The organism is Pseudomonas sp. DrBHI1, from assembly GCF_002205115.1.
GTDB classification, from domain to species: Bacteria; Pseudomonadota; Gammaproteobacteria; order Pseudomonadales; family Pseudomonadaceae; genus Aquipseudomonas; species Aquipseudomonas mosselii.
This window is the reverse complement of record NZ_NIBE01000102.1, coordinates 59,623-78,556: the sequence shown is the minus strand read 5'-3', so window position 1 is coordinate 78,556 and position 18,934 is coordinate 59,623. Positions and strand designations below refer to the sequence as shown.

Below are 18,934 nucleotides of genomic sequence, written 5' to 3'. Positions count from 1 at the left end.
GCCGAAGTATAGCCCAGGCTTCCCGTTCAATTGCGGCTGAATGCAGCGGTATTCAGGCGTCCGTGCCCGTTCAGGGGGCCAAATGCCGGTTCACTGACCTGCGGCAAGCCTGACCTGATTCTCCAGTTCCTGGCGCAGGTTCGGGTCGAGGCGCAGCTGGCGGGCCAGTTCATCGAGATAGGCACGCTCCATGAAGTTCTCCTGATCGACCATCATCACACTGGCCAGGAACATTTCGGCGGCCATCTCCGGCGTCTGCGCGGCGCGGGCCACCTCGGCCGGGTCCAGCGGCTTGTTCAGTTCGGCATGCAGCCAGTGCTGCAACTCACGGTCGCTGTCCAGGCGGGTGAACTCGCCTTCGATCAATGCCCGCTCTCGTTCATCGATATGGCCATCGGACTTGGCCGCTGCCACCAGTGCCCGAAGCACGGCTTGGCTATGCTGCTCGGCCTGGGCCGGCGGCAGACGGTCGAGGGTTTGCGGCTCGTGATTGCCCGCGCCCTGGCGCGCCTGCCAGTTGCCATAGGCCTTGTAGGCCAGCACGCCAAGTGCGGCCAGCCCGCCGTAGGCGAGTGCCTTGCCGCCGTACTTGCGCGCCTTCTTGTTCCCCAGCAGCAGGCCCATCGCTCCAGCCGCCAATGCGCCGCCGCCGGCACCGGACAACAGGCTGCCAAGGCTCCCGGAGCCCTTGTGACGGGTGCCCTTGCCCTGTTGGTTCTGCAGCATGGATTGACCGGTTTTCAATAGCTGATCGAGCAGACCACGGGTGTTCATCTGGCAGACCTCGCAAGCATCCAAAGTAGGTAGGACTGCAGAGTAGGCCGGCAAGCTGAAGCCACGCTTAACGCATTTGCATCCGGATGTTGCCCAGCTTGGTTTGTTTGTTCAACCAATCGCTTTCGAGGAAGCCGGCGATGACTACCTCGAAACTTGCAAGCGCCTGGGCCGCGAACCGCAGAAGACCTACTCCGGAACACTCAGCCTGCGCCTGGAGCCCACCCTCCACGCCAGCGTGGCGGCCGAGGCCGAGCTGGCGCAGAAGAGCATCAACCAGTGGGTCAGCGACATTCTCAGCCAGGCGGCCTGTCGCTGAATCAGTCGCGCAGGTCCGACTCGTGGATGGGGTTGGCCCGGCTGGTGGCCCGCTGATACTGCGCTGGCCAGGTCGCCTTGTTGCCGCCCAGGTCGTCGTCGGCATGCAACGGCCAATAGGGGTCGCGCAGCAGCTCGCGGGCGAGGAAGATCACATCGGCCTGGCCGGTGCGCAGGATATGCTCGGCCTGGGCCGGTTCGGTGATCATGCCGACGGTGCCGGTGGCGATTTCCGACTCCTTGCGTACCCGTTCGGCAAAGCGGGTCTGGTAGCCGGGGCCGGTGGGGATCTCGGCATTGACCGAGGTCCCGCCTGACGACACATCAATCAGGTCGACGCCCAGGGCGCGCAGGCGACGGGCCAGCTCGACGGTCTCGTCCGGGTTCCAGCCATCCTCGACCCAATCGGTGGCCGACACCCGCACGAACAGCGGTAGTTCCTGCGGCCAGGCCTTGCGTACCGCCTCGGCAACCTGCAGGGTCAGGCGAATGCGGTTTTCGAAGCAGCTGCCGTATTCATCGCGGCGCTGGTTGCTCAACGGCGAAAGGAACTGGTGCAGCAGGTAACCGTGGGCGGCGTGGATCTCGACCACCTTGAAGCCAGCCTTCAATGCCCGCTCGGTCGCGGCGACGAACGCGGCGACCACGTCCTGGATCTCGTCCTTGGTCAATTCACGTGGTGCGGTGTGCTGCGGATCGAAGGCGATCTTCGACGGCCCGACCGGCTGCCAGCCACCCTCCTCGATCTTGACGCTGCCTTGCTTTCCGAGCCACGGCCTGTGGGTGCTGGCCTTGCGCCCGGCATGGGCCAGCTGGATACCGGGCACGGCGCCCTGGGCGGTGATGAAACGGGTGATGCGTTGCAAGGGCTTGATCTGGTCGTCAGTCCACAAGCCGAGGTCCTCGGCAGTGATGCGCCCATCGGCGGTGACCGCGACGGCCTCGCTGATCACAAGACCCGCGCCACCGACCGCGCGGCTGCCCAGGTGGACCAGGTGCCAGTCGTTGGCCAGGCCGTCGACGGCGGAGTACTGGCACATGGGGGAAACGGCGATGCGGTTGGGCAGGGTCAGCTGACGCAGGGTGTATGGCTCGAGCAGCAGGCTCATGGGGCACCTCCCAGGGACTCCAATGGTTTCCGGGCCGGCGGTTGTAGTCGAGCGTGGGCCGGTACCGGTAGTTTCAGACTAGACCATGAAGATGGGAGGCGAGCCTGAGCGCCAAGTTCCGATGACGGGCTGCACCATGACCCAGGCATCCGTGCTTAGGAACCCTTTGCAGCCTGCCGCTCTTCCTCACGCAAGGTCAGCACCTCGAATCCGCTCTCGGTCACGGCCACCGTGTGCTCCCATTGCGCCGACAGCGTGTGATCGCGAGTGATCACCGTCCAGCCATCGCGCAGACCACGGGTCCCACGCCCACCCTGGTTGATCATCGGCTCGATGGTGAACACCATCCCCGGTTGCAGCTTCATGCCCATGCCGCGCTGGCCGTAGTGCAGCACCTCCGGTGCCTCGTGCATCTGCCTGCCGATGCCATGCCCGCAGTATTCGCGCACCACGCTGTAGCCAGCGGCCTCGGCGTGGACCTGGATGGCATGACCGATATCACCGAGCGTCGCGCCGGGGCGCACCTGCTCGATGCCCTTCCATAATGCGGCATAGGTGGTATCGACCAGGCGCCGGGCCTGGTCGCCGATCTGACCGATGCCGTACATCTTCGACGAGTCGGCAATGTAGCCGCCCTGCTCCAAGGTGATATCGACATTGACGATCGAGCCTTCCTTCAACACCTCGTCGGCCTTGGGCATGCCATGGCAGACCACATGGTCCACCGAGGTGTTCAGTGAATAGGGGAAACCGTACTGGCCCTTGCTCGCCGGTCGGGCCTTGAGGGTTTCGACGATGAAGGCCTCGGCGCGGTCGTTGATCTGCATGGTGGTCACTCCGGGGCGGATGAAACCGTCGAGGTCGGCAAACACCCGGGCCAGCAGTTGGCCTGCGCGGCGCATCAGCTCGAGCTCGGCGGCGTCCTTGAGGATGACCTTGCTCATTGCAGAAGCGCCTTGAGGTTGGCCTGCTCCTGGCGCAGCAACTGGCGCAGCAGTTCCTGATAGGTGGCTTGCGGGTGCAGTTCGGCCAGCATGCCGAGGCGGATCCAGTGCTCGGCCTGGGCGTTGATCGAACGCGACAGCGCGGCGCTGGCCACGCGCAGGTCTTCGTGGAGGTCGTCGCAGATCTTGACGATACCCATGGTGTAGTTACTCGCATATATGAAACGTACGCGAATCATATATCCGCCCGTATGCACGCGCCATCCGTTGGTGCGTGGTTCCCCGTATTGGTGCACGCCTTTGCCAAGCTAACCATCGAACCTGTGAGCGGGCTTGACCCGCGATGACATGGCCCGGGATTTGCTGCCTGGTTGCCATCGCGACCATCAACGCCGATGGTCCCTTTCATCACGACGAAGGCGCCGTGTTGCCCCGCTTGCCGCTTGCAGGCCGGGCAGCCGGCGCCTTTGTCGTTTCGTCAGCAGGAGATTGCCGATGAGCGACAGCCAAGTGCGCAGTGTTTGCCCGTATTGCGGGGTCGGCTGCGGCATCGTCATGCACGTGAGCGATGCCAAGGTGGTCAAGGTCAGTGGCGACAAGCAGCACCCGAGCAACTTCGGTCGCCTGTGCACCAAGGGCCTGAGCGCCCATGTGCCGCTACAGGCCGGGCGCATGACCCACGCCTTCGTGCGCGACCAGCGCAGCCAGCAGCCGGCGCGTTGCAGCCTGGACATGGCCATCAGCGAAGCCGCCGCGCGGTTGCGCGCGATCATCGACACCCATGGCGCTGATGCCGTGGCCTTGTACGTGTCCGGACAGATGTCACTGGAAGCCCAGTACCTGGCCAACAAGCTGGCCAAGGGCTTCATCCGCACCCGTCATATCGAATCCAACTCGCGCCTGTGCATGGCCAGTGCCGGCAGCGGCTACAAGCAGTCACTGGGTGCCGACGGACCGACGGGCAGCTACCAGGACTTCGAACGCGCCGAGGTGTTCCTGGTGATCGGCGCGAACATGGCAGACTGCCACCCGATCCTGTTCCTGCGCCTGCGCGACCGGCTCAAGGCCGGGGCCAGGCTGATCGTCGTCGATACCCGGCGCAGTGCAACCGCCGACAAGGCCGACCTGTTCCTGCAACTGCGCCCGGGCACCGATCTCGCGCTGCTCAATGGCCTTCTTTACCTGCTGCATGTCAACGGCCACACCGACGCGGATTTCATCGCCCGCCACACCGAGGGCTGGGAGGACCTGCCGGCGTTTCTCGCGGACTACACCCCGGAACGGGTCGCGGCCATCACCGGGTTGGACGAGGCCGACCTCCACGAAGCCGCCCGCCTGATCGGTGAGGCCGGCGAATGGATGAGCTGCTGGACCATGGGCCTGAACCAGAGCATCCACGGCACCTGGCACACAAATGCCCTGTGCAACCTGCACCTGGCCACCGGCGCCATCTGCCGCCCCGGCAGCGGGCCGTTTTCGCTGACCGGCCAGCCCAACGCCATGGGCGGCCGCGAGATGGGCTACATGGGACCGGGCCTGCCGGGCCAGCGTTCGGCGCAGGTGGCGGCGGACCGCGCCTTCGTCGAGCGGCAGTGGCAGCTGGCGCCCGGCACATTGCGCAGCGAGGGCGGCGAAGGCACGGTGGCGCTGTTCGAACAGCTCAAGAACGGCGAAGTGAAGGCCTGCTGGATCATCTGCAGCAACCCGGTGGCCAGCGTCGCCAACCGCCAGCAGGTGATCGACGGCCTGAACCAGGCGCAACTGGTGATCAGCCAGGACGCCTTCCTCGACACCGAGACCAACCGCTACGCCGACATCCTCCTGCCCGCGGCGCTGTGGGCCGAGGGCGAGGGGGTGATGATCAACAGTGAGCGCAACCTGACCTTGATGCCACGCGCCGTCGAGCCGCCTGGCGAGAGCCTGGAGGACTGGCGCCTGATCGCGCGCATCGCCTGTGCCATGGGCTACGCGCATGCCTTCGACTACCCGGACGCCGAGGCGGTGTTCGAAGAGATCCGCCGCTTCCATAACCCGGCCACCGGCTACGACCTGCGCGGCATCGACTATGCCGGGCTGCGCGCCAGCCCCCGGCAGTGGCCCTGCGCGCCGGGGCGCGAGGATAACCGCAGCCCGCTGCGCTATCGCAACGACGCAGACGGCCAGCCAGCGGCGCTGAGCTTTCCGACTACCAGCGGCAAGGCGCGTTTTCATGCCCGACCCTGGCTGGCGCCGGCCGAGTTGCCGGACGATGCCTTCCCCTTCATCCTCAACACCGGCCGCGTGCAACATCAGTGGCACACCTTGACCAAGACCGGCAAGGTCCCAAGCCTGAACCGCCTCGACCCCGGCCCCTTCGTCGAGATCCACCCCGCCGATGCCCGGCGCCTGGGCATCGGCGACAAGGACCAGGTGGCGATCCGTTCACGTCGAGGCCAGGCGCTGCTGCCGGCCCGCCTCAGCGACCGGGTGTTGCCCGGCGGCTGCTTCGCGCCATTCCACTGGAATGACCTGTACGGCGAGCAGTTGGCGATCAACGCGGTGACCTGCGACGCCGTCGACCCCACCTCGCTGCAACCGGCCTTCAAGTACTGCGCCGTGACCCTCGAACGGGTCGCGGGTGAACGCATCGAGGTCCTCGACCTGGACGTCACCATTCCTGCGGAGCCCGTCCCCATGCCGACCGCCACCCTCGCCCGCCTGCTGGGCCTGGAGACACAACCTGCTCCGGTGCTTGCCGAAGAGGAGCGCCATTACCTGCAAGGTTTCCTGCTTGGCCTGCAACAGACACGCGCCGAGGGTGTGCCAAGCCTCCCGGCCACCGCACCATTGGCGCCGGCCCGGCGCCTGTTCGTCGATGGCCTGCTGGCGGGGCTGTTCGCCCAGCCCCAAGCACAGGCGGCAGTACCTTGCCATCGCGTGTTGTGGGCCTCGCAGACCGGCAACGGTGAGGCGCTGGCCGAACGCTGCGCCCAAGGCCTGCGCGAGGCGGGGCTGATGGTGGCGCTCAGCAGCATGGAAAGCGTCAGCCCGGCGCAATTGCACGGCTGCGCCAGCGTACTGCTGATTGCCAGCACCTTCGGTGACGGCGATGCTCCGGACAGTGGCGCCGCATTCTGGCAGGCCCTGCAGGGTGCGGGCGAAACCGATTGCGCCAATCTGCCCTACGCGGTGCTGGCCCTGGGCGACTCCAGCTACGACCAGTTCTGCGGCTTTGGCCGCAAGCTCGACCAGCGCCTGGCGGAACTGGGCGGCCAGCGCCTGCTGGAGCGGGTCGAGTGCGAGCCGGACTTCGAGGCTGCATTCAGTACGTGGCTCGAGGCCCTGCTGCTGGCCCTTGGCACAAACACGGTGGCTACGCCGGCGCCACCGACTGCCGAGCCTCACGGCAGAAACCAGCCATGGCCTGCACGCCTGGTGGAGAACCGCCTGCTCAATGGCCCAGGTTCGACCAAGGAGACCCGTCAACTGGTGTTCGACCTGGCGGGTAGCGGCCTGGACTACCACCCCGGCGACGCGCTGGGCGTGTGGCCGCGCAACTGCCCGGCGCTGGTCGAGGAGCTGCTCGGCCTGATGCAGCTCGATGGCCAGGCCATTGTCGAGCTTGAAGGCCGCAAGCCAATGCCCCTGGGCCTGGCGCTGGAACGGCATCTGGACATTGCCCATGTCACGCCACGACAGCTCGAGGCGCTCAGCGAAAACGCGCCCTCTCTGCAGCAGCTGTTGCAGCCTGAATGCAAGACCGCGCTCAAGGACTGGTTATGGGGCCGGCAACTGGCCGATGTGCTGCGCGAGTTCCCCCGGCAATGGCCAATGGCCCGCTGGCTGGCGCTACTCAGGCCCTTGCAGCCAAGGCTGTACTCGATCAGCTCAAGCCCCAAGGCGCACCCGGGGCAGGTGCACCTGACGGTGTCCACGGTGCGCTATGGCGAACGCAAGGGAGTCTGCTCGGCCTTTCTCGCCGACCGAGCGACGAACGTCGAAGTGGCCATCTTTGCACAGCCATCGAAACACTTCCGCCTGCCCGACGACGACGGCACGCCCATCGTCATGATCGGCCCCGGCACCGGCATCGCGCCCTTCCGGGCCTTCCTCGAGGAACGCCAGGCACGTGCAGCGCCTGGCCGCAACTGGCTGTTCTTCGGCGAGCAGCACGAGGCACACGACTTCTACTATCGCGAACAGTTGCTGGCCTGGGAAGCGCAGGGCCATGTACGCCTGAGCACCGCGTTCTCCCGCGACCAGCCGGAGAAGATCTATGTGCAGCAACGCCTGCTGGAACAGGGCGCCGAACTGTGGCGCTGGCTGCAGGACGGCGCGCATGTGTATGTCTGCGGCGATGCCCAGCGCATGGCCCGGGATGTGGATGCGGCCTTGCGCCAGGTGGTGGCGCAGCACGGCGGCCTGGACGAGACCGCGGCAGCGGCCTATGTCGAAGGTTTGGGACGGGACAAGCGCTACCGGCGGGATGTGTATTGATGCACCACGGTGGTGAGGGCTGCACCCTGCTTGTGCGCCCGCACCACCTGGCCAGCACATGCCCAAAGCTGTAACCCTTGTGAAAGCGGGCTTGCCCCGCAATTAAAGGGAGCCTGGCACGCTCCCTGCTTCAAGCAATGCACAACAGCCCCAACGACCAACGGCGGTCAACAGGGGCCTCACACTGATGAGTACAGGCAAAGGCGCCTGGAGCTTCGGCTCCAGGCGCCTTTTTCGTTTTCCGTGATCGAGGATCGGCTATGCAGGCAACAGCGAACGGGGCACAACGAGCACGACTGGTCATCGTCGGCAATGGCATGGTCGGCCATCACTGCGTCGAGCAGCTGATCGAACGCGGCGCCACGGCACACTTCGAGCTGCATGTGTTCGGCCAGGAGCGCCAGCGCGCCTACGACCGGGTGCACCTGTCGGAGTATTTTACCGGTAGCTGCGCCGAGACCCTGGCCCTGTGCGCCCCGGACTACTACAGCCGCCACGGCGTGCACCTGCACCTGGGCGAGGCGGTGCTGGACATCGATCGCGAGCGCCGGGAGCTGGTCACCGCCGAGGGCCGCCTGGGCTATGACCAGTTGATCCTGGCCACCGGTTCCTATCCGTTCGTGCCGCCAATCGAAGGTTCCAGCGGCAATGCCCGCCTGGTTTACCGCACCCTCGAGGACCTCGATGCGATCCGCGCCGCCGCCGCAGATGCCCGCCGTGGCGTGGTGGTGGGCGGCGGCCTGCTCGGCCTCGAGGCAGCCAACGCCCTGAAGTCCCTGGGCCTGGAGGCGCATGTAGTGGAGTTCGCCCCACGCCTGATGCCGGTACAGCTGGACAGCGAAGGCGGCGCGGCGCTCAAGGCGCGGATCGAGGCCCTGGGCGTGGGCGTGCACCTGTCCCGCGCGACCCAGTCGATCAGCGCTGGCGAGCAGTACCGCTACCGGATGAACTTCGACGGTGGCGAACACCTGGAGACCGATCTGATTGTCTTTTCCGCCGGCATCCGCCCACAGGACGCCCTGGGCCGGGCCTGTGGCCTGGAGATCGCCACGCGCGGCGGCGTGGTGATCGACAGCCAGTGCAAGACCAGCGATCCACGGATCTTCGCCATCGGCGAGTGCGCGTCGTGGAACGGCAGCGTGTTCGGCCTGGTCGCCCCCGGCTACGCCATGGCGCGCAACCTGGCCGCGCGGCTGCTGGGCGAGACGGCGGACGATTTCACCGGCGCCGACATGTCGACCAAGCTCAAGCTGCTGGGCGTGGATGTCGGCTCGATCGGCGATGCCCACGGCGCCACGCCCGGTTCACGCAGCTACCGCTTCATCGACGAGGCCAACAGCGCCTACCGCCGGCTGGTGGTGGATGCCAGTGGCAAGCACGTGCTCGGCGCGGTGCTGGTGGGCGACAACAGCTACTACGACACCCTGCTGCAGTACGCCCAGAACGGCATCGCCCTGCCGACCGATCCGGCATCGCTGATCCTGCCGCAAGGAAGTGGCGCGCCGACCCTGGGCGCTGATGCGCTGCCCGACAGCGCGACCATCTGCTCCTGCCACAACGTCAGCAAGGGCGCGGTGTGCGCCGCCATCGACAGTGGTTGCGGCGACCTTGCCGCCGTCAAGGGCTGCACCAAGGCCGCCAGCGGCTGCGGTGGCTGCGCTGCCCTGCTCAAGCAGGTCTTCGAGCATGAGCTGACCGCCCGTGGCGTGACGCTCGACAAGAGCCTGTGCGAGCACTTCGCCTACACCCGCCAGGAGCTCTACGGGCTGGTGCGGGTGGAGGGTATCCGCACCTTCGGCGAACTGCTCGAACGCCACGGCAAAGGTCACGTGGGTTGCGACATCTGCAAACCGGCGGTGGGCAACATCCTCGCTTCATGCTGGAACCAGCCGATCATGGACCCGGCGCTGGTACCGTTGCAGGACACCAACGACACCTTCATGGCCAACATGCAGAAAAACGGCACCTACTCCGTGGTGCCGCGCATTCCAGGCGGCGAAATCACCCCGCAGAAGCTGATCGTGATCGGCCAGGTGGCGCAGAAATACGACCTCTACACCAAGATCACCGGCGGCCAGCGCATCGATCTGTTCGGGGCCCAGCTGCACGAACTGCCACTGATCTGGGGCGAGTTGATCGCTGCCGGCTTCGAGACCGGGCACGCCTATGGCAAGTCGACGCGCACGGTGAAATCCTGCGTGGGCAGCACCTGGTGCCGCTATGGCGTGCAGGACAGCGTGGCCATGGCGCTGCGCCTGGAGGATCGCTACAAGGGCCTGCGCGCGCCGCACAAGCTCAAGTTCGCGGTATCCGGCTGCACCCGCGAATGCGCCGAGGCGCAAAGCAAGGACATCGGCGTGATCGCCACCGACAAGGGCTGGAACCTGTACGTATGCGGTAACGGCGGCATGCGCCCGCGCCACGCCGAGCTGTTCGCCACCGACCTGGACGACAAGACCCTGATACGACTGATCGACCGCGTGCTGATGTTCTACATCCGCACCGCCGACAAGCTGCAGCGCACCTCGGTGTGGCGCGAGGGCCTCGAAGGCGGGCTCGACTACCTCAAGCAGGTGGTGATCGACGACAGCCTGGGCCTGGCAGCCGAACTCGAAGCGCAGATGCAGCAGGTGGTCGAGCGCTACGAGTGCGAATGGGCCAACGCCCTGGGCGATCCGGAAAAGCTCAAGCGCTTCCGCACTTTCGTCAACGACCAGCGCGCCGATCCGGATGTGCATTTCGTGCGCGAGCGTGGCCAACGCCGACCGGCTGCGCCGCTTCAGCTGATTCCCACCCACGAGGAGGCAATGTGATGAACCTGTCCAACACGGTTTCAGCCAGTGAAATCCGCTGGCAGATGGTGTGCCAGGCCAGCGACCTGGTCGCCGACTCCGGGGTGGTGGTGTGGCACGAGGGTGAGCAGGTGGCGTTGTTCTACCTGCCGGGACAAGGGCGGGAGCTGTACGCCGTCGGCAACCGTGACCCACGCTCGGGCGCGAACATCATCGGGCGTGGGTTGGTGGGCAGCCTGGACGCAACCGTTGTGGTAGCGGCGCCGCTGTACAAGCAACATTTCTGCCTGCAAAACGGCAACTGCCTGGAAGATCCGACACAGCGCTTGCCGGTGTGGCCAGTGCGTATCCGTGGTATGACGGTCGAACTGGGACAAAGACTCAGATGACAATCAGTTTGCCGGGAGCATGCCCAACCGGCCAGTGCCCGGCCAGGTACAGGTCGACCACCCGACGCCAGTGATCGCCCAGACCGAAGAACTGCTCGGTGGCGTACTGACGGAACGCGAAGGCCGCGCCGCCGCGAGCGGCCTCGCTGAAGTCGTGCGGGCGGCAGATGAACGGCGCCTTATCGAGCGTGCGGGTGGCGGCCATCACTGCCCTGTTCAGCGCCATGCGCTGCTCGCTCAGCACTTTGGTCGTCTCTTGCCGCGGGTAGTACGGATCGTCTTCGCCCGCCGAGGTGGGGAGCCATTGAGTGGCATCGTACAAGCCCTGGAACGCCTGGTCCGAGGGGGTCACGAACACCGCCTCGACCGAGGCGATGAGAATCACCTGCGGATCCTGGATGTCAGGCTTGCCCAGATTGCCGAAGAATCGAGTCTGCCCGATCTGTTCGAGCGTGTGTTCCAGGTCGATCATGTTACAGCCTCAAATCGGTGATGGTCTTGGGTGGCAATGCCTTGCGACCTTGCTGGATGGTGGTGCGAAGTACACCACCGGCGGCATGCGGGCCGGGGATACCGGGCAACGAATGGTTGGGCAGCGTGCCGTGGGTCGGCATCAGGTTCCACCATTTGTTGGCGCCACCGCTTTCCAATGGAATCACATGGTGGGCCGTGGCGCCGTCTGGCCAGGTCCGGTTGGTGTTCTTTTCCCACTGTTTGATCAGGCCTTTCTCGGTTTTCACGAACTCCTTGCGCATCGCCTGGTTCTGCGCCGCGTTGCGCCGCTGCACCACCGGCAGGTTGCCGCGCAGGATCTGGGCCTGCCGCGCGGTCACTTCGCCACCGGGTGAAGCGACCTTGTTGGCGTCTTGGATGATACGGTCGAGAAGCGAACATTCCGACAAGCCCAGCGGGTCGATCCAGGTCAGTGGATTGGGAGCATAGGCATACAGGTTGATGCTGCCTTCCAGCCCCAACGGGTCCTGCTGGGTGAAGCGGCCGATGTCCGGGTCGTAATAGCGGAACGTGTTGTAGTGCAGGCCAGTCTCGCGGTCAAGGTACTGCCCCTGCATACGCAGGTTCTGCTGGCGGTTTTGGTCAGGCGCGTGCCACTCTTCGCGGCTGCGGCCCCACAACAGGTAGTCGCTGTACCAGACTGAATTGCCCTGTGCGTCGGTCAGTTGCTCGGGCAGCCCGGCAATGTTGGTGTGGAAGTACTGCACCACTTCCTGGCCAGGTGCGCCGTCGATACGCGCCAGCGGCTCGTGGCTGCCAGGGTCGGCATACAGGTACAGGCTCGATTTGCCGTCCTGCACCTCCTGCAGTAAACGCAGGCCCTGCCAGAGGAAGTCGGTGCGACTGACGGGTTGCTCATGGCCACTGCGGTAGAGGCGCTTGCCGATGCGCCGCCCCAGTGGGTCGTAGCTGAACTCAATGCGCTCGTGCACGGTGCCGCGTTGCTGGTTTACGCGGACCAGCCGATGCTCGGCATCGTACTCGAAGCGCTGTAACAGCCGGCTGCCGCTGCGCTTCTCGACCATGCGGCCGAAACCATCGTAGCGGTAGCGTTTGTCCTGATGCACCGTGACCCGGTTGTGCCGCACATGAGCTTTGGGCTGGTAGCCTTCGATCAGGTTACCAGCGCGGTCGTACCCATAATGCTCGACGATCGGCACATCTCCCAGCGCCAGGCGGCGGGTCACACCATAGATGCGTTGGCTCGGCCCATAGTCGTAGGTCACCGAGCCCTGGCAGCTGCCATTGCCGAGGCCAGCACTGTGGAAGCGCAGCGCATGCTCTTGCTGGGCCGGATTCTGTGTGCCGGGTCGCTGGGTCTGGGTAAAGGTTTCGCAGACCAGGTTGTCGCCGTCGTCATAGCGATAGTCCTTTTGCAACAACGCCAGCGTCATGCTCGAGGCGTCCCGGTAATGGATCGCCCTCTGTTGCAGGCGCCCACAGCTGTCATAGCGGGTGCGGGTCTGCAACTGGCCCTGGGTGCGCAGCACTTCGTCATGCAAGCTGTCGCGCTCGAAATCGCAGATCACCCGCCCGTCGAGATTGAGCTGATGCAGGTGGCCGCTGCCGTAATACAGGTGGTTTATCCGGCGTTGATCGGGCAGGGTCAGGCTCTGCAGGTTATTCAACTCGTCATGCGCATAACCCACGGTACCGGCAGCGCTGGTCTCGCTCAGCAGGCGGCCCATGCGGTCATAGCTGAACGCCAGTCGCCGGGCATTGCCCTGCTTATCGGTGAATGTCACCGACAGCAGGTTGTCGCCCTCGTCATGGACGTATTCGGTGCAACCATCGGTGGTGTGCTTGCGTAGCAAGCGACCAACGGCATCGTGCTCCAGCTGATGGATCTGTATGGCCGTGTCGTGAGCCTGATCCGGGATCGGGTGGTGGGCGATACACGTCACGTTGCCCCGGTGGTCGTAGGTATAGGCGTAGCCACCACCATCGAGGTTCTGCTGGGTGAGCGCGCGGTCCAGCGCATCCCATTCAAAGCGATAGCGTTCGCCGTTCTCGTTCACCAGCGCCTGCAGTCGGCCATAGGCATCGTAATTCAGACTCAGCGCCGCCCCCATGGGGTCGATACGTTGCAACAGGCGACCGCTGGAGTCGAAATGCCAGTGGGTGGTGCGCCCGGCGCCATCGATATGGCGGGTCAACTGCCCGGCGGCGTTGACCTGATAATGATCGGTGCGCCCGTCGGCCCCCTGGCTTTCGATCAGGTAGCCGCGCACATCGTAGCGGTGGCGGCTACGCTCGCCCCGCGGATTGACAGACTCCGCCAGCTCACCGCGCTCGGTGTAGCGATAATGCGTGACATGGCCGGAACAGTCGCGGTAGCTGAGCAACTGGCCACGGTCATTCCATGTGAACCGGCGTTGTCGGCCATGCGCGTCGGTGATGGCCAGCAGTCGCCCGCGATCGTCGTAGCGGTAACCTGTGGTATTACCCAGGGCATCGGTTTCACTGAGCACATTGCCTTGGCAATCGTACTGCATGCGCAAGCTTGCGCCGCCAGGCGACACGATGCTCAGCGGCAGTGCCCAATGTTCGCCATAGGCAATGCTTTCACTGCGCCCGAGCGGGTCCTGGCTGCAGACAAGGCGGCCTGCACCGTCGTAGCTGTAGCACCACTGGCTGCCATCGGGCTCGGTACTGGCGATCAACTGCCCCTGCTGGAAGGTCTCCTGCCAGAGGTTGCCCAGGGCATCGACATACCGATGGATCTCATAGTGCGGCCCCCAATGGAACGACTCCTCCCGCCCCAGGCTGTCGCGAACCCGGGTCAGGCCCTGAGCCAGGTCGTAGTCGAAGTGATAGTCCTCTGCGCTATCGCTGTGGTGGCGCATCACTCGCCACTGGTGTGTGGGCTGCGCCTCGAGCGGTGCCGGTAGGTCCCGTGGCCAGCCCCCACGCGAGGCCACTCCGTCTGGCGGTACCGCCAGGCTGGCCCATTCATAGTGATGGACGACACCGCTGGCGAGAGTCTGGCTCGCCATGCACCCTGCTGCGGTGTAGGTGAAACGGCGTACCGTTTGCCCGCTGGCATCGCGTACCTCGGCTAGCTGACCGGCCTGGGTGTAGCGGTAACTGACCAGCAACTGCTGGTCAGTGATCTGGAACGCATCGCCTGGGGCCAACTGTAGCCGCCACACCTCGCGCACTCGGCGCCCATGCTGGTTGTCGTGGCGCAACTGCACGGCAGTGCGACCGAACGCATCGACCAGCAATTGCAAGCGCCCTTGATCGTCATACAGCAGTTCAAGGCGGTTGAGGTTGCGATCGCCAAGTTGCACGAGGCGCGACCGGCTGTGTGCTGTCGGATCGGTCTTGAACACCTGGTACTGGCCGCTATAGATGTCCTCCACCACCGTGATGCCATCGTCCTGATGGAAAATGGCAACACCGTCCAAGGTACTGAGCAGCGCGCTGCCGGGCACCATGCGGCCCAACTCGATGCGACTGCCGTCTTCGTCGACATAGATCCACAGCTCGCCACCTTGCGGATGAGGCACCCGTTCCAGACGCACTTCGTAGGGCAGGCTCCAGCCCTTGCCCAACAGACCATCGTCGCGCAGGTCGTTGCTGTCATAACGACGCGACCAATCGATGGCCAGCAGGCCGGGCAGGCTGAAGTCCAGGTCCTCGGGGCCATCGAGCCGTTTGCTGCCGGTGGCGACCAGCACCGGGTGTCCCTTGCAGCCAGGAATACGGGAACGGGGCTTGGGTGCGTTGCGTGGCCGCGAGCGGCTCTTGACGCGCCTTGCCAGCAGCATGCCGGCGACCAGGCCAATGATCTTTGCCGCTGCGCTCTTGCCGTCGCGGATGTCTCGCACGGTCACCGTGCCACCTCCAACCCGCACATTGGGCGAGAAGGTCATGCCGATGGGGCCGTCGCAGGTGCTCTTGTCCCCGACCCTGGCCGCAGGATGGCCATTGATGAAAACCTTGTCCGACCCTTGCGCGACGAAGTTGGGGACCGGGTGCTTGCTGCACTTGACGGTGTCCAGTTCGGCAGGTTGGGTGCCAGGATTCGCCGGGGTGGCGACTGGGGGATTGAAGATGCTGTTGATTTCCTGAGCCAACCCGATGACCGGCAGCATCAGCGATGCGCCCATCATCGCGTAGTTACCGATGTTTTCCAGTATCGAGGGTGCCTCGGCGGAGGGTTCGGCGTCACTGGCACCCGTGACGGTCCCTGCCGCGCGGGCTGCAGGCATGCCATTGATGCGGGTGTTGGATGATCCGCTGTCGATCGCACCGTAGGGTTCGGGGGGAAACATCGAATTGCCGACCCAACTGCTCAGATCGGAAATGTGCTCGCCTATGCTCTTGTCTTCGCCAGCAGGCAACATAGCGGCGGCACCGACCAGGGCACCGGCGATCAATGGTGTGAGCGTGGCGGCGGCCCCACCTGTGCCAACCACGGCCACCACGGCACCGCCGATCGCCGCCGCGACCGCCGCAGTAGCGGCGGCATAGATCACCGCTTCGGTCAGCCCGCTGACCAGCTCGGCCATCAACGGCGGATGCAATATGAGATCGCCCTCGCGGGCGGCATGCAGGCTATCGCCCATGAACCACTTCCTTGTGCCCGGGTCAGTTCAGCCGCAATCCTGCCTTGAGGGCTTCCCAATGGGCGAGATCGACCGCCTCCAGCGGTGTTTCCTTGCTATAGCTGACCGCCACGAAACGGGCCTGCCCGCTTGGCGCGTAAGCCAACTGACGCTGGTACGAGACCACTTCGCCGCGCTTGAATTGCAGGCTGACTTCCAGGCCGTGGATGCCACGATCGACGCCTGCGCTGACCGGCTGTGGTTCGCTGATGATCGCCCCCAGGCGTTCACGCAACTGCGCCAGTTGCTGCAGGTAAAGCGCCTCCAGCGTCTGCCCGGCAGCCAGCGGACTGCGAGCGATCACCAGGGTGGTGCCACGCTGACGGAAGGTCAGCATGTTCATGGTGGTGTCTTCGGGCGTTTCATCGCCCAGTTCAAGGACCAGGTCCTGGGTCAGGTAGGCGGCCATAGCGCTGCTCCATGCATCGAAGCGGCACACGCTAAAGGTTCAGGGCTTTGCCTGCAAGGGAGGAACCGTCGCCGAGTGACGAAGATCACCCAGACGTTGCAGGTCTGGCCCGCACGGATACACTGCCGGGCATGAACCTCGATACCCGCATCAAGTTCCGTCACCTGCTGTGCTTCCTGGAGATTGCCCGGCAGGGCAGCCTGGCCAGGGCAGCCGACGTGCTTGCGATCAGCCAGCCAGCGATCTCCAAGACCCTCAAGGAACTGGAGGACCTGCTCGAGGCACGCCTGTTCGAGCGTGGTCACAACGGCGTTACCCTGACCCCGGCCGGCACCCGCTTCATGCGCTACGCCGGCCCCAGCGTGCAGGCGTTGCGCGACGGGGTCTGCAGTGTGCGCGGCGAGGCGCGGGCACCGTCGCAGGTGCGCATCGGCGTGCTGTCGACGGTCGAAGGGCTGCTGATGCCCGAGGTGCTGTGCCGCCTGCACCAACGCCACGAGGCGTTGCTGATCAGCGTGGTGACCGGGGCCAGTGCCCAATTGCTCGGTCAGTTGCATCTGGGGGAACTGGAACTGGTGGTCGGGCGAATGACCGACAGCCCGCAGATCCAAGGGTTGTCGTTCGAGCACCTGTACAGCGAGTCGATGACCCTGGTGGTGCGGCCGGGGCACCCGCTTTTGGCGCAGCGGCCCGTCGAGCGCAGGCAGGTCGGTGATTACCCGCTGGTGCTGCCGCCGCCGGGGACGACCATTCGCCAGCATGCCGACAGCTTGTTCGTGCAATGCGCGATCCCGCTGCCGGCGCAGCGCCTGGAAACCCTGTCGCTGGCCCTGAGCAGGCGCTATGTGCTGGGCAGCGAGGCGGTCTGGGTGGCGCCACGGGACGCCGTGCTGATCGACCTCGGGCGTGGCGAGCTGGCCGAGCTCGACCTGGGCGTGCTCGAGCCGGGCGGGTCGGTGGGCATCTGCCGCAATGCGGCGCTGCCCCAGAGCCTGCCGGCGCAATGGGTGTGCGAAGTGCTCCGCGAGGTGGCCGAGGCCTATCGACTCGGGACCTATCCCTGAGAACCCGGCAGGAAACTTCCTATACAATCCCCGCCAGTTCCCAGCACCTCCAGGACTCCTTTCATGGACGAAACCGCGCAGCACTGGCTGCATGCTCTCTCCGCCCCCATGGCCGCCCTCAACGGGGCCAGCTATACCGCACCCGACTATTTCGAGGGTGAAGACCAGACCGACCTTGAACGCTGGTGGGGCATCAGCAACCGCGCCCAGTTGCTGGACATGCTCAGCATGGCCGACAACGGCCACGCCACCGAGATGAGCGAGGCCTACTGGCAGTACCAGCGCTGCCTGCCCAGCCAGTGGCAGGCCTTGCTCGACACCCTGCCCCCACGCGAGCGCATCCGCCATGAGTACGCCGCCCGCACCTTCCCCGACTGCGGCCCGGGCGGCACCCGGGCCTGGGACCTGGGGCGCATGGGTTTCCTGCTGCGCGCCGGCGTCAAGAAAGGCCTGATCGATCGCGACGAAAGCCTCTACCTGCACTACCGCCTGGCCCTGCGCGCCCGCCATTACTACAACCGCTGGGACGGCTACCTGGCCGGCTACCTGTTCGGCAAGGCGCTGTGGAATGCCAGCGACAGCAGCGACGAGACCCTGGCCGCCAACCTCGAGCGCCAGGGCTGCGAGCACTGGAACCGCTGCATCGTGCTCAACCTGCGCCTCGGCGCCCATGACCTGCTGGCCGGACTGCCCTGGGACATGCCCCTGCCCGAGCCCGCACGACCCACCACGCTGGAAGAGGACTGCTGGTCATGAGTTGCTGGATTCGCCTGGGAATCGAACCGACCCAGGACATGGACGCCATCCGCCTGGCCTATCGCGGCCGCCTGCCCTCGCACCACCCGGAAACCGATCCCGAAGGGTTCCAGGCACTGCGGGCAGCCTACGAGGAAGCCCTGCGCCTGGCCCGCGAGCAGGCGCCCAGCGAGGCTGAGCCAATACGCGAAGAAAATGCCCCCCATCCAGCCCTCAAGCAGTTCCACACACTGCTCGAGGAGCCGTCCAAGCGCTTCGACCCACAAGCCTGGCAGCGTTTTATCGCCGAACTGGACGAGTTGCCGCTGGACGAACTGGACGACCTCAGCTGGCAACTGCTGCACACCCTGCGCGACTGCGGACCGTTGTCCCACCACTGCGCGGGCCTGCTGGCACGGCGCCTGGGCTGGGCCGAGCAGCTGCTGCGCCTGGACGAGCGCCACGAAGTGGAAGCTTTCCTCGACCGCCTGGAACAGCCCGATCCCTTCGACACCGCCTGCATGCGCGACTGGCCGGCCAGCGCGCAGATGGAAAGCCTGTGGTATTTCCGCAGCCTCGAGTACTGCTACCAGCAGCGTCCATTGTTCGAGTACGAGCAGTTCGCCGGCGTGCATACCTGCCTGGCCATGCCGGATGACCCGGCCTTGGTGCAACGCCTGCTGGTGCAGTTCAGCCAGGCCGGTATCCCCAGCCGGACCTTCCACGAAATGCTCAAGACGCGCCAGCAACAGGCCCCGGACGATGCCGACCTGCTCTACCTGCTGGCCCGCCAGGCCG

Annotated in this window: 12 protein-coding genes and 2 pseudogenes; 7 read left to right on the top strand and 7 right to left on the bottom strand. The window is 65.4% G+C overall.

Features of this window, described 5'->3' with window-relative positions:
* Positions 1-90: 90 nt before the first annotated feature.
* Positions 91-774 (bottom strand): tellurite resistance TerB family protein, encoded by a 684-nt coding sequence (locus tag CC207_RS20385; protein WP_028690144.1) that lies wholly within the window; start codon positions 772-774, stop codon positions 91-93.
* Positions 775-895: 121 nt separating this feature from the next.
* Between CC207_RS20385 and CC207_RS20380 the strand changes: the two are divergent.
* Positions 896-1,093: pseudogene (locus CC207_RS20380) on the top strand (type II toxin-antitoxin system HicB family antitoxin); the annotation flags it as partial.
* A gap of 1 nt (position 1,094) precedes the next feature.
* Here the strand turns inward: CC207_RS20380 and CC207_RS20375 are convergent.
* From CC207_RS20375 to CC207_RS20365, 3 genes are all read right to left on the bottom strand, one after another.
* Positions 1,095-2,201 (bottom strand): NADH:flavin oxidoreductase/NADH oxidase, encoded by a 1,107-nt coding sequence (locus CC207_RS20375; protein WP_088852661.1) that lies wholly within the window; start codon positions 2,199-2,201, stop codon positions 1,095-1,097.
* Positions 2,202-2,356: 155 nt separating this feature from the next.
* On the bottom strand, positions 2,357-3,145 hold the full coding sequence (gene map / locus CC207_RS20370) for a type I methionyl aminopeptidase (RefSeq protein ID WP_028690146.1): 789 nt from the start codon (positions 3,143-3,145) through the stop codon (positions 2,357-2,359).
* Positions 3,142-3,345 carry a ParD-like family protein gene (locus CC207_RS20365; protein WP_028690147.1) on the bottom strand — a complete coding sequence of 68 codons (204 nt, stop codon included), beginning with the start codon at positions 3,343-3,345 and terminating at the stop codon, positions 3,142-3,144. The genes map and CC207_RS20365 overlap by 4 nt, the downstream gene beginning before the upstream one ends.
* A gap of 295 nt (positions 3,346-3,640) precedes the next feature.
* Here CC207_RS20365 and CC207_RS20360 point away from each other — a divergent pair, with 295 nt between their 5' ends.
* The 3 genes from CC207_RS20360 to nirD all read left to right on the top strand — a co-directional run bounded on the left by CC207_RS20360 (position 3,641) and on the right by nirD (position 10,802).
* Complete coding sequence (locus tag CC207_RS20360) at positions 3,641-7,621, top strand: bifunctional nitrate reductase/sulfite reductase flavoprotein subunit alpha (RefSeq protein ID WP_028690148.1); 3,981 nt, start codon at positions 3,641-3,643, stop codon at positions 7,619-7,621.
* 260 nt (positions 7,622-7,881) lie between these two features.
* The gene (gene nirB / locus CC207_RS20355; RefSeq protein ID WP_028690149.1) at positions 7,882-10,434 is read left to right on the top strand and encodes a nitrite reductase large subunit NirB; all 2,553 of its coding nucleotides are present in this window, start codon (positions 7,882-7,884) and stop codon (positions 10,432-10,434) included.
* Positions 10,434-10,802 (top strand): nitrite reductase small subunit NirD, encoded by a 369-nt coding sequence (gene nirD, locus CC207_RS20350; RefSeq protein WP_088852660.1) that lies wholly within the window; start codon positions 10,434-10,436, stop codon positions 10,800-10,802. The genes nirB and nirD overlap by 1 nt, the downstream gene beginning before the upstream one ends.
* Here nirD and CC207_RS20345 read toward each other — a convergent pair.
* The 3 genes from CC207_RS20345 to CC207_RS20335 are packed head-to-tail and all read right to left on the bottom strand — an operon-like array spanning position 10,795 to position 16,337.
* On the bottom strand, positions 10,795-11,274 hold the full coding sequence (locus CC207_RS20345) for a hypothetical protein (RefSeq protein ID WP_062364169.1): 480 nt from the start codon (positions 11,272-11,274) through the stop codon (positions 10,795-10,797). The two genes, nirD and CC207_RS20345, sit on opposite strands and share 8 nt — an antisense overlap.
* A gap of 1 nt (position 11,275) precedes the next feature.
* Complete coding sequence (locus tag CC207_RS20340) at positions 11,276-15,889, bottom strand: RHS repeat-associated core domain-containing protein (protein WP_088852659.1); 4,614 nt, start codon at positions 15,887-15,889, stop codon at positions 11,276-11,278.
* Between the two features lie 22 nt (positions 15,890-15,911).
* On the bottom strand, positions 15,912-16,337 hold the full coding sequence (locus tag CC207_RS20335) for a DcrB-related protein (protein ID WP_088852658.1): 426 nt from the start codon (positions 16,335-16,337) through the stop codon (positions 15,912-15,914).
* Positions 16,338-16,468: 131 nt separating this feature from the next.
* Here CC207_RS20335 and pcaQ point away from each other — a divergent pair, with 131 nt between their 5' ends.
* The 3 genes and pseudogenes from pcaQ to CC207_RS27020 all read left to right on the top strand — a co-directional run.
* On the top strand, positions 16,469-17,401 hold the full coding sequence (pcaQ, locus tag CC207_RS20330) for a pca operon transcription factor PcaQ (RefSeq protein ID WP_028690153.1): 933 nt from the start codon (positions 16,469-16,471) through the stop codon (positions 17,399-17,401).
* Between the two features lie 63 nt (positions 17,402-17,464).
* Entirely contained in the window at positions 17,465-18,157 is a 693-nt protein-coding gene (locus tag CC207_RS20325; protein ID WP_028690154.1) for a DUF1266 domain-containing protein, read from the top strand.
* A pseudogene (locus CC207_RS27020) lies at positions 18,154-18,934 on the top strand (molecular chaperone DnaJ); the annotation flags it as partial. The gene CC207_RS20325 and the pseudogene CC207_RS27020, both read left to right, overlap by 4 nt.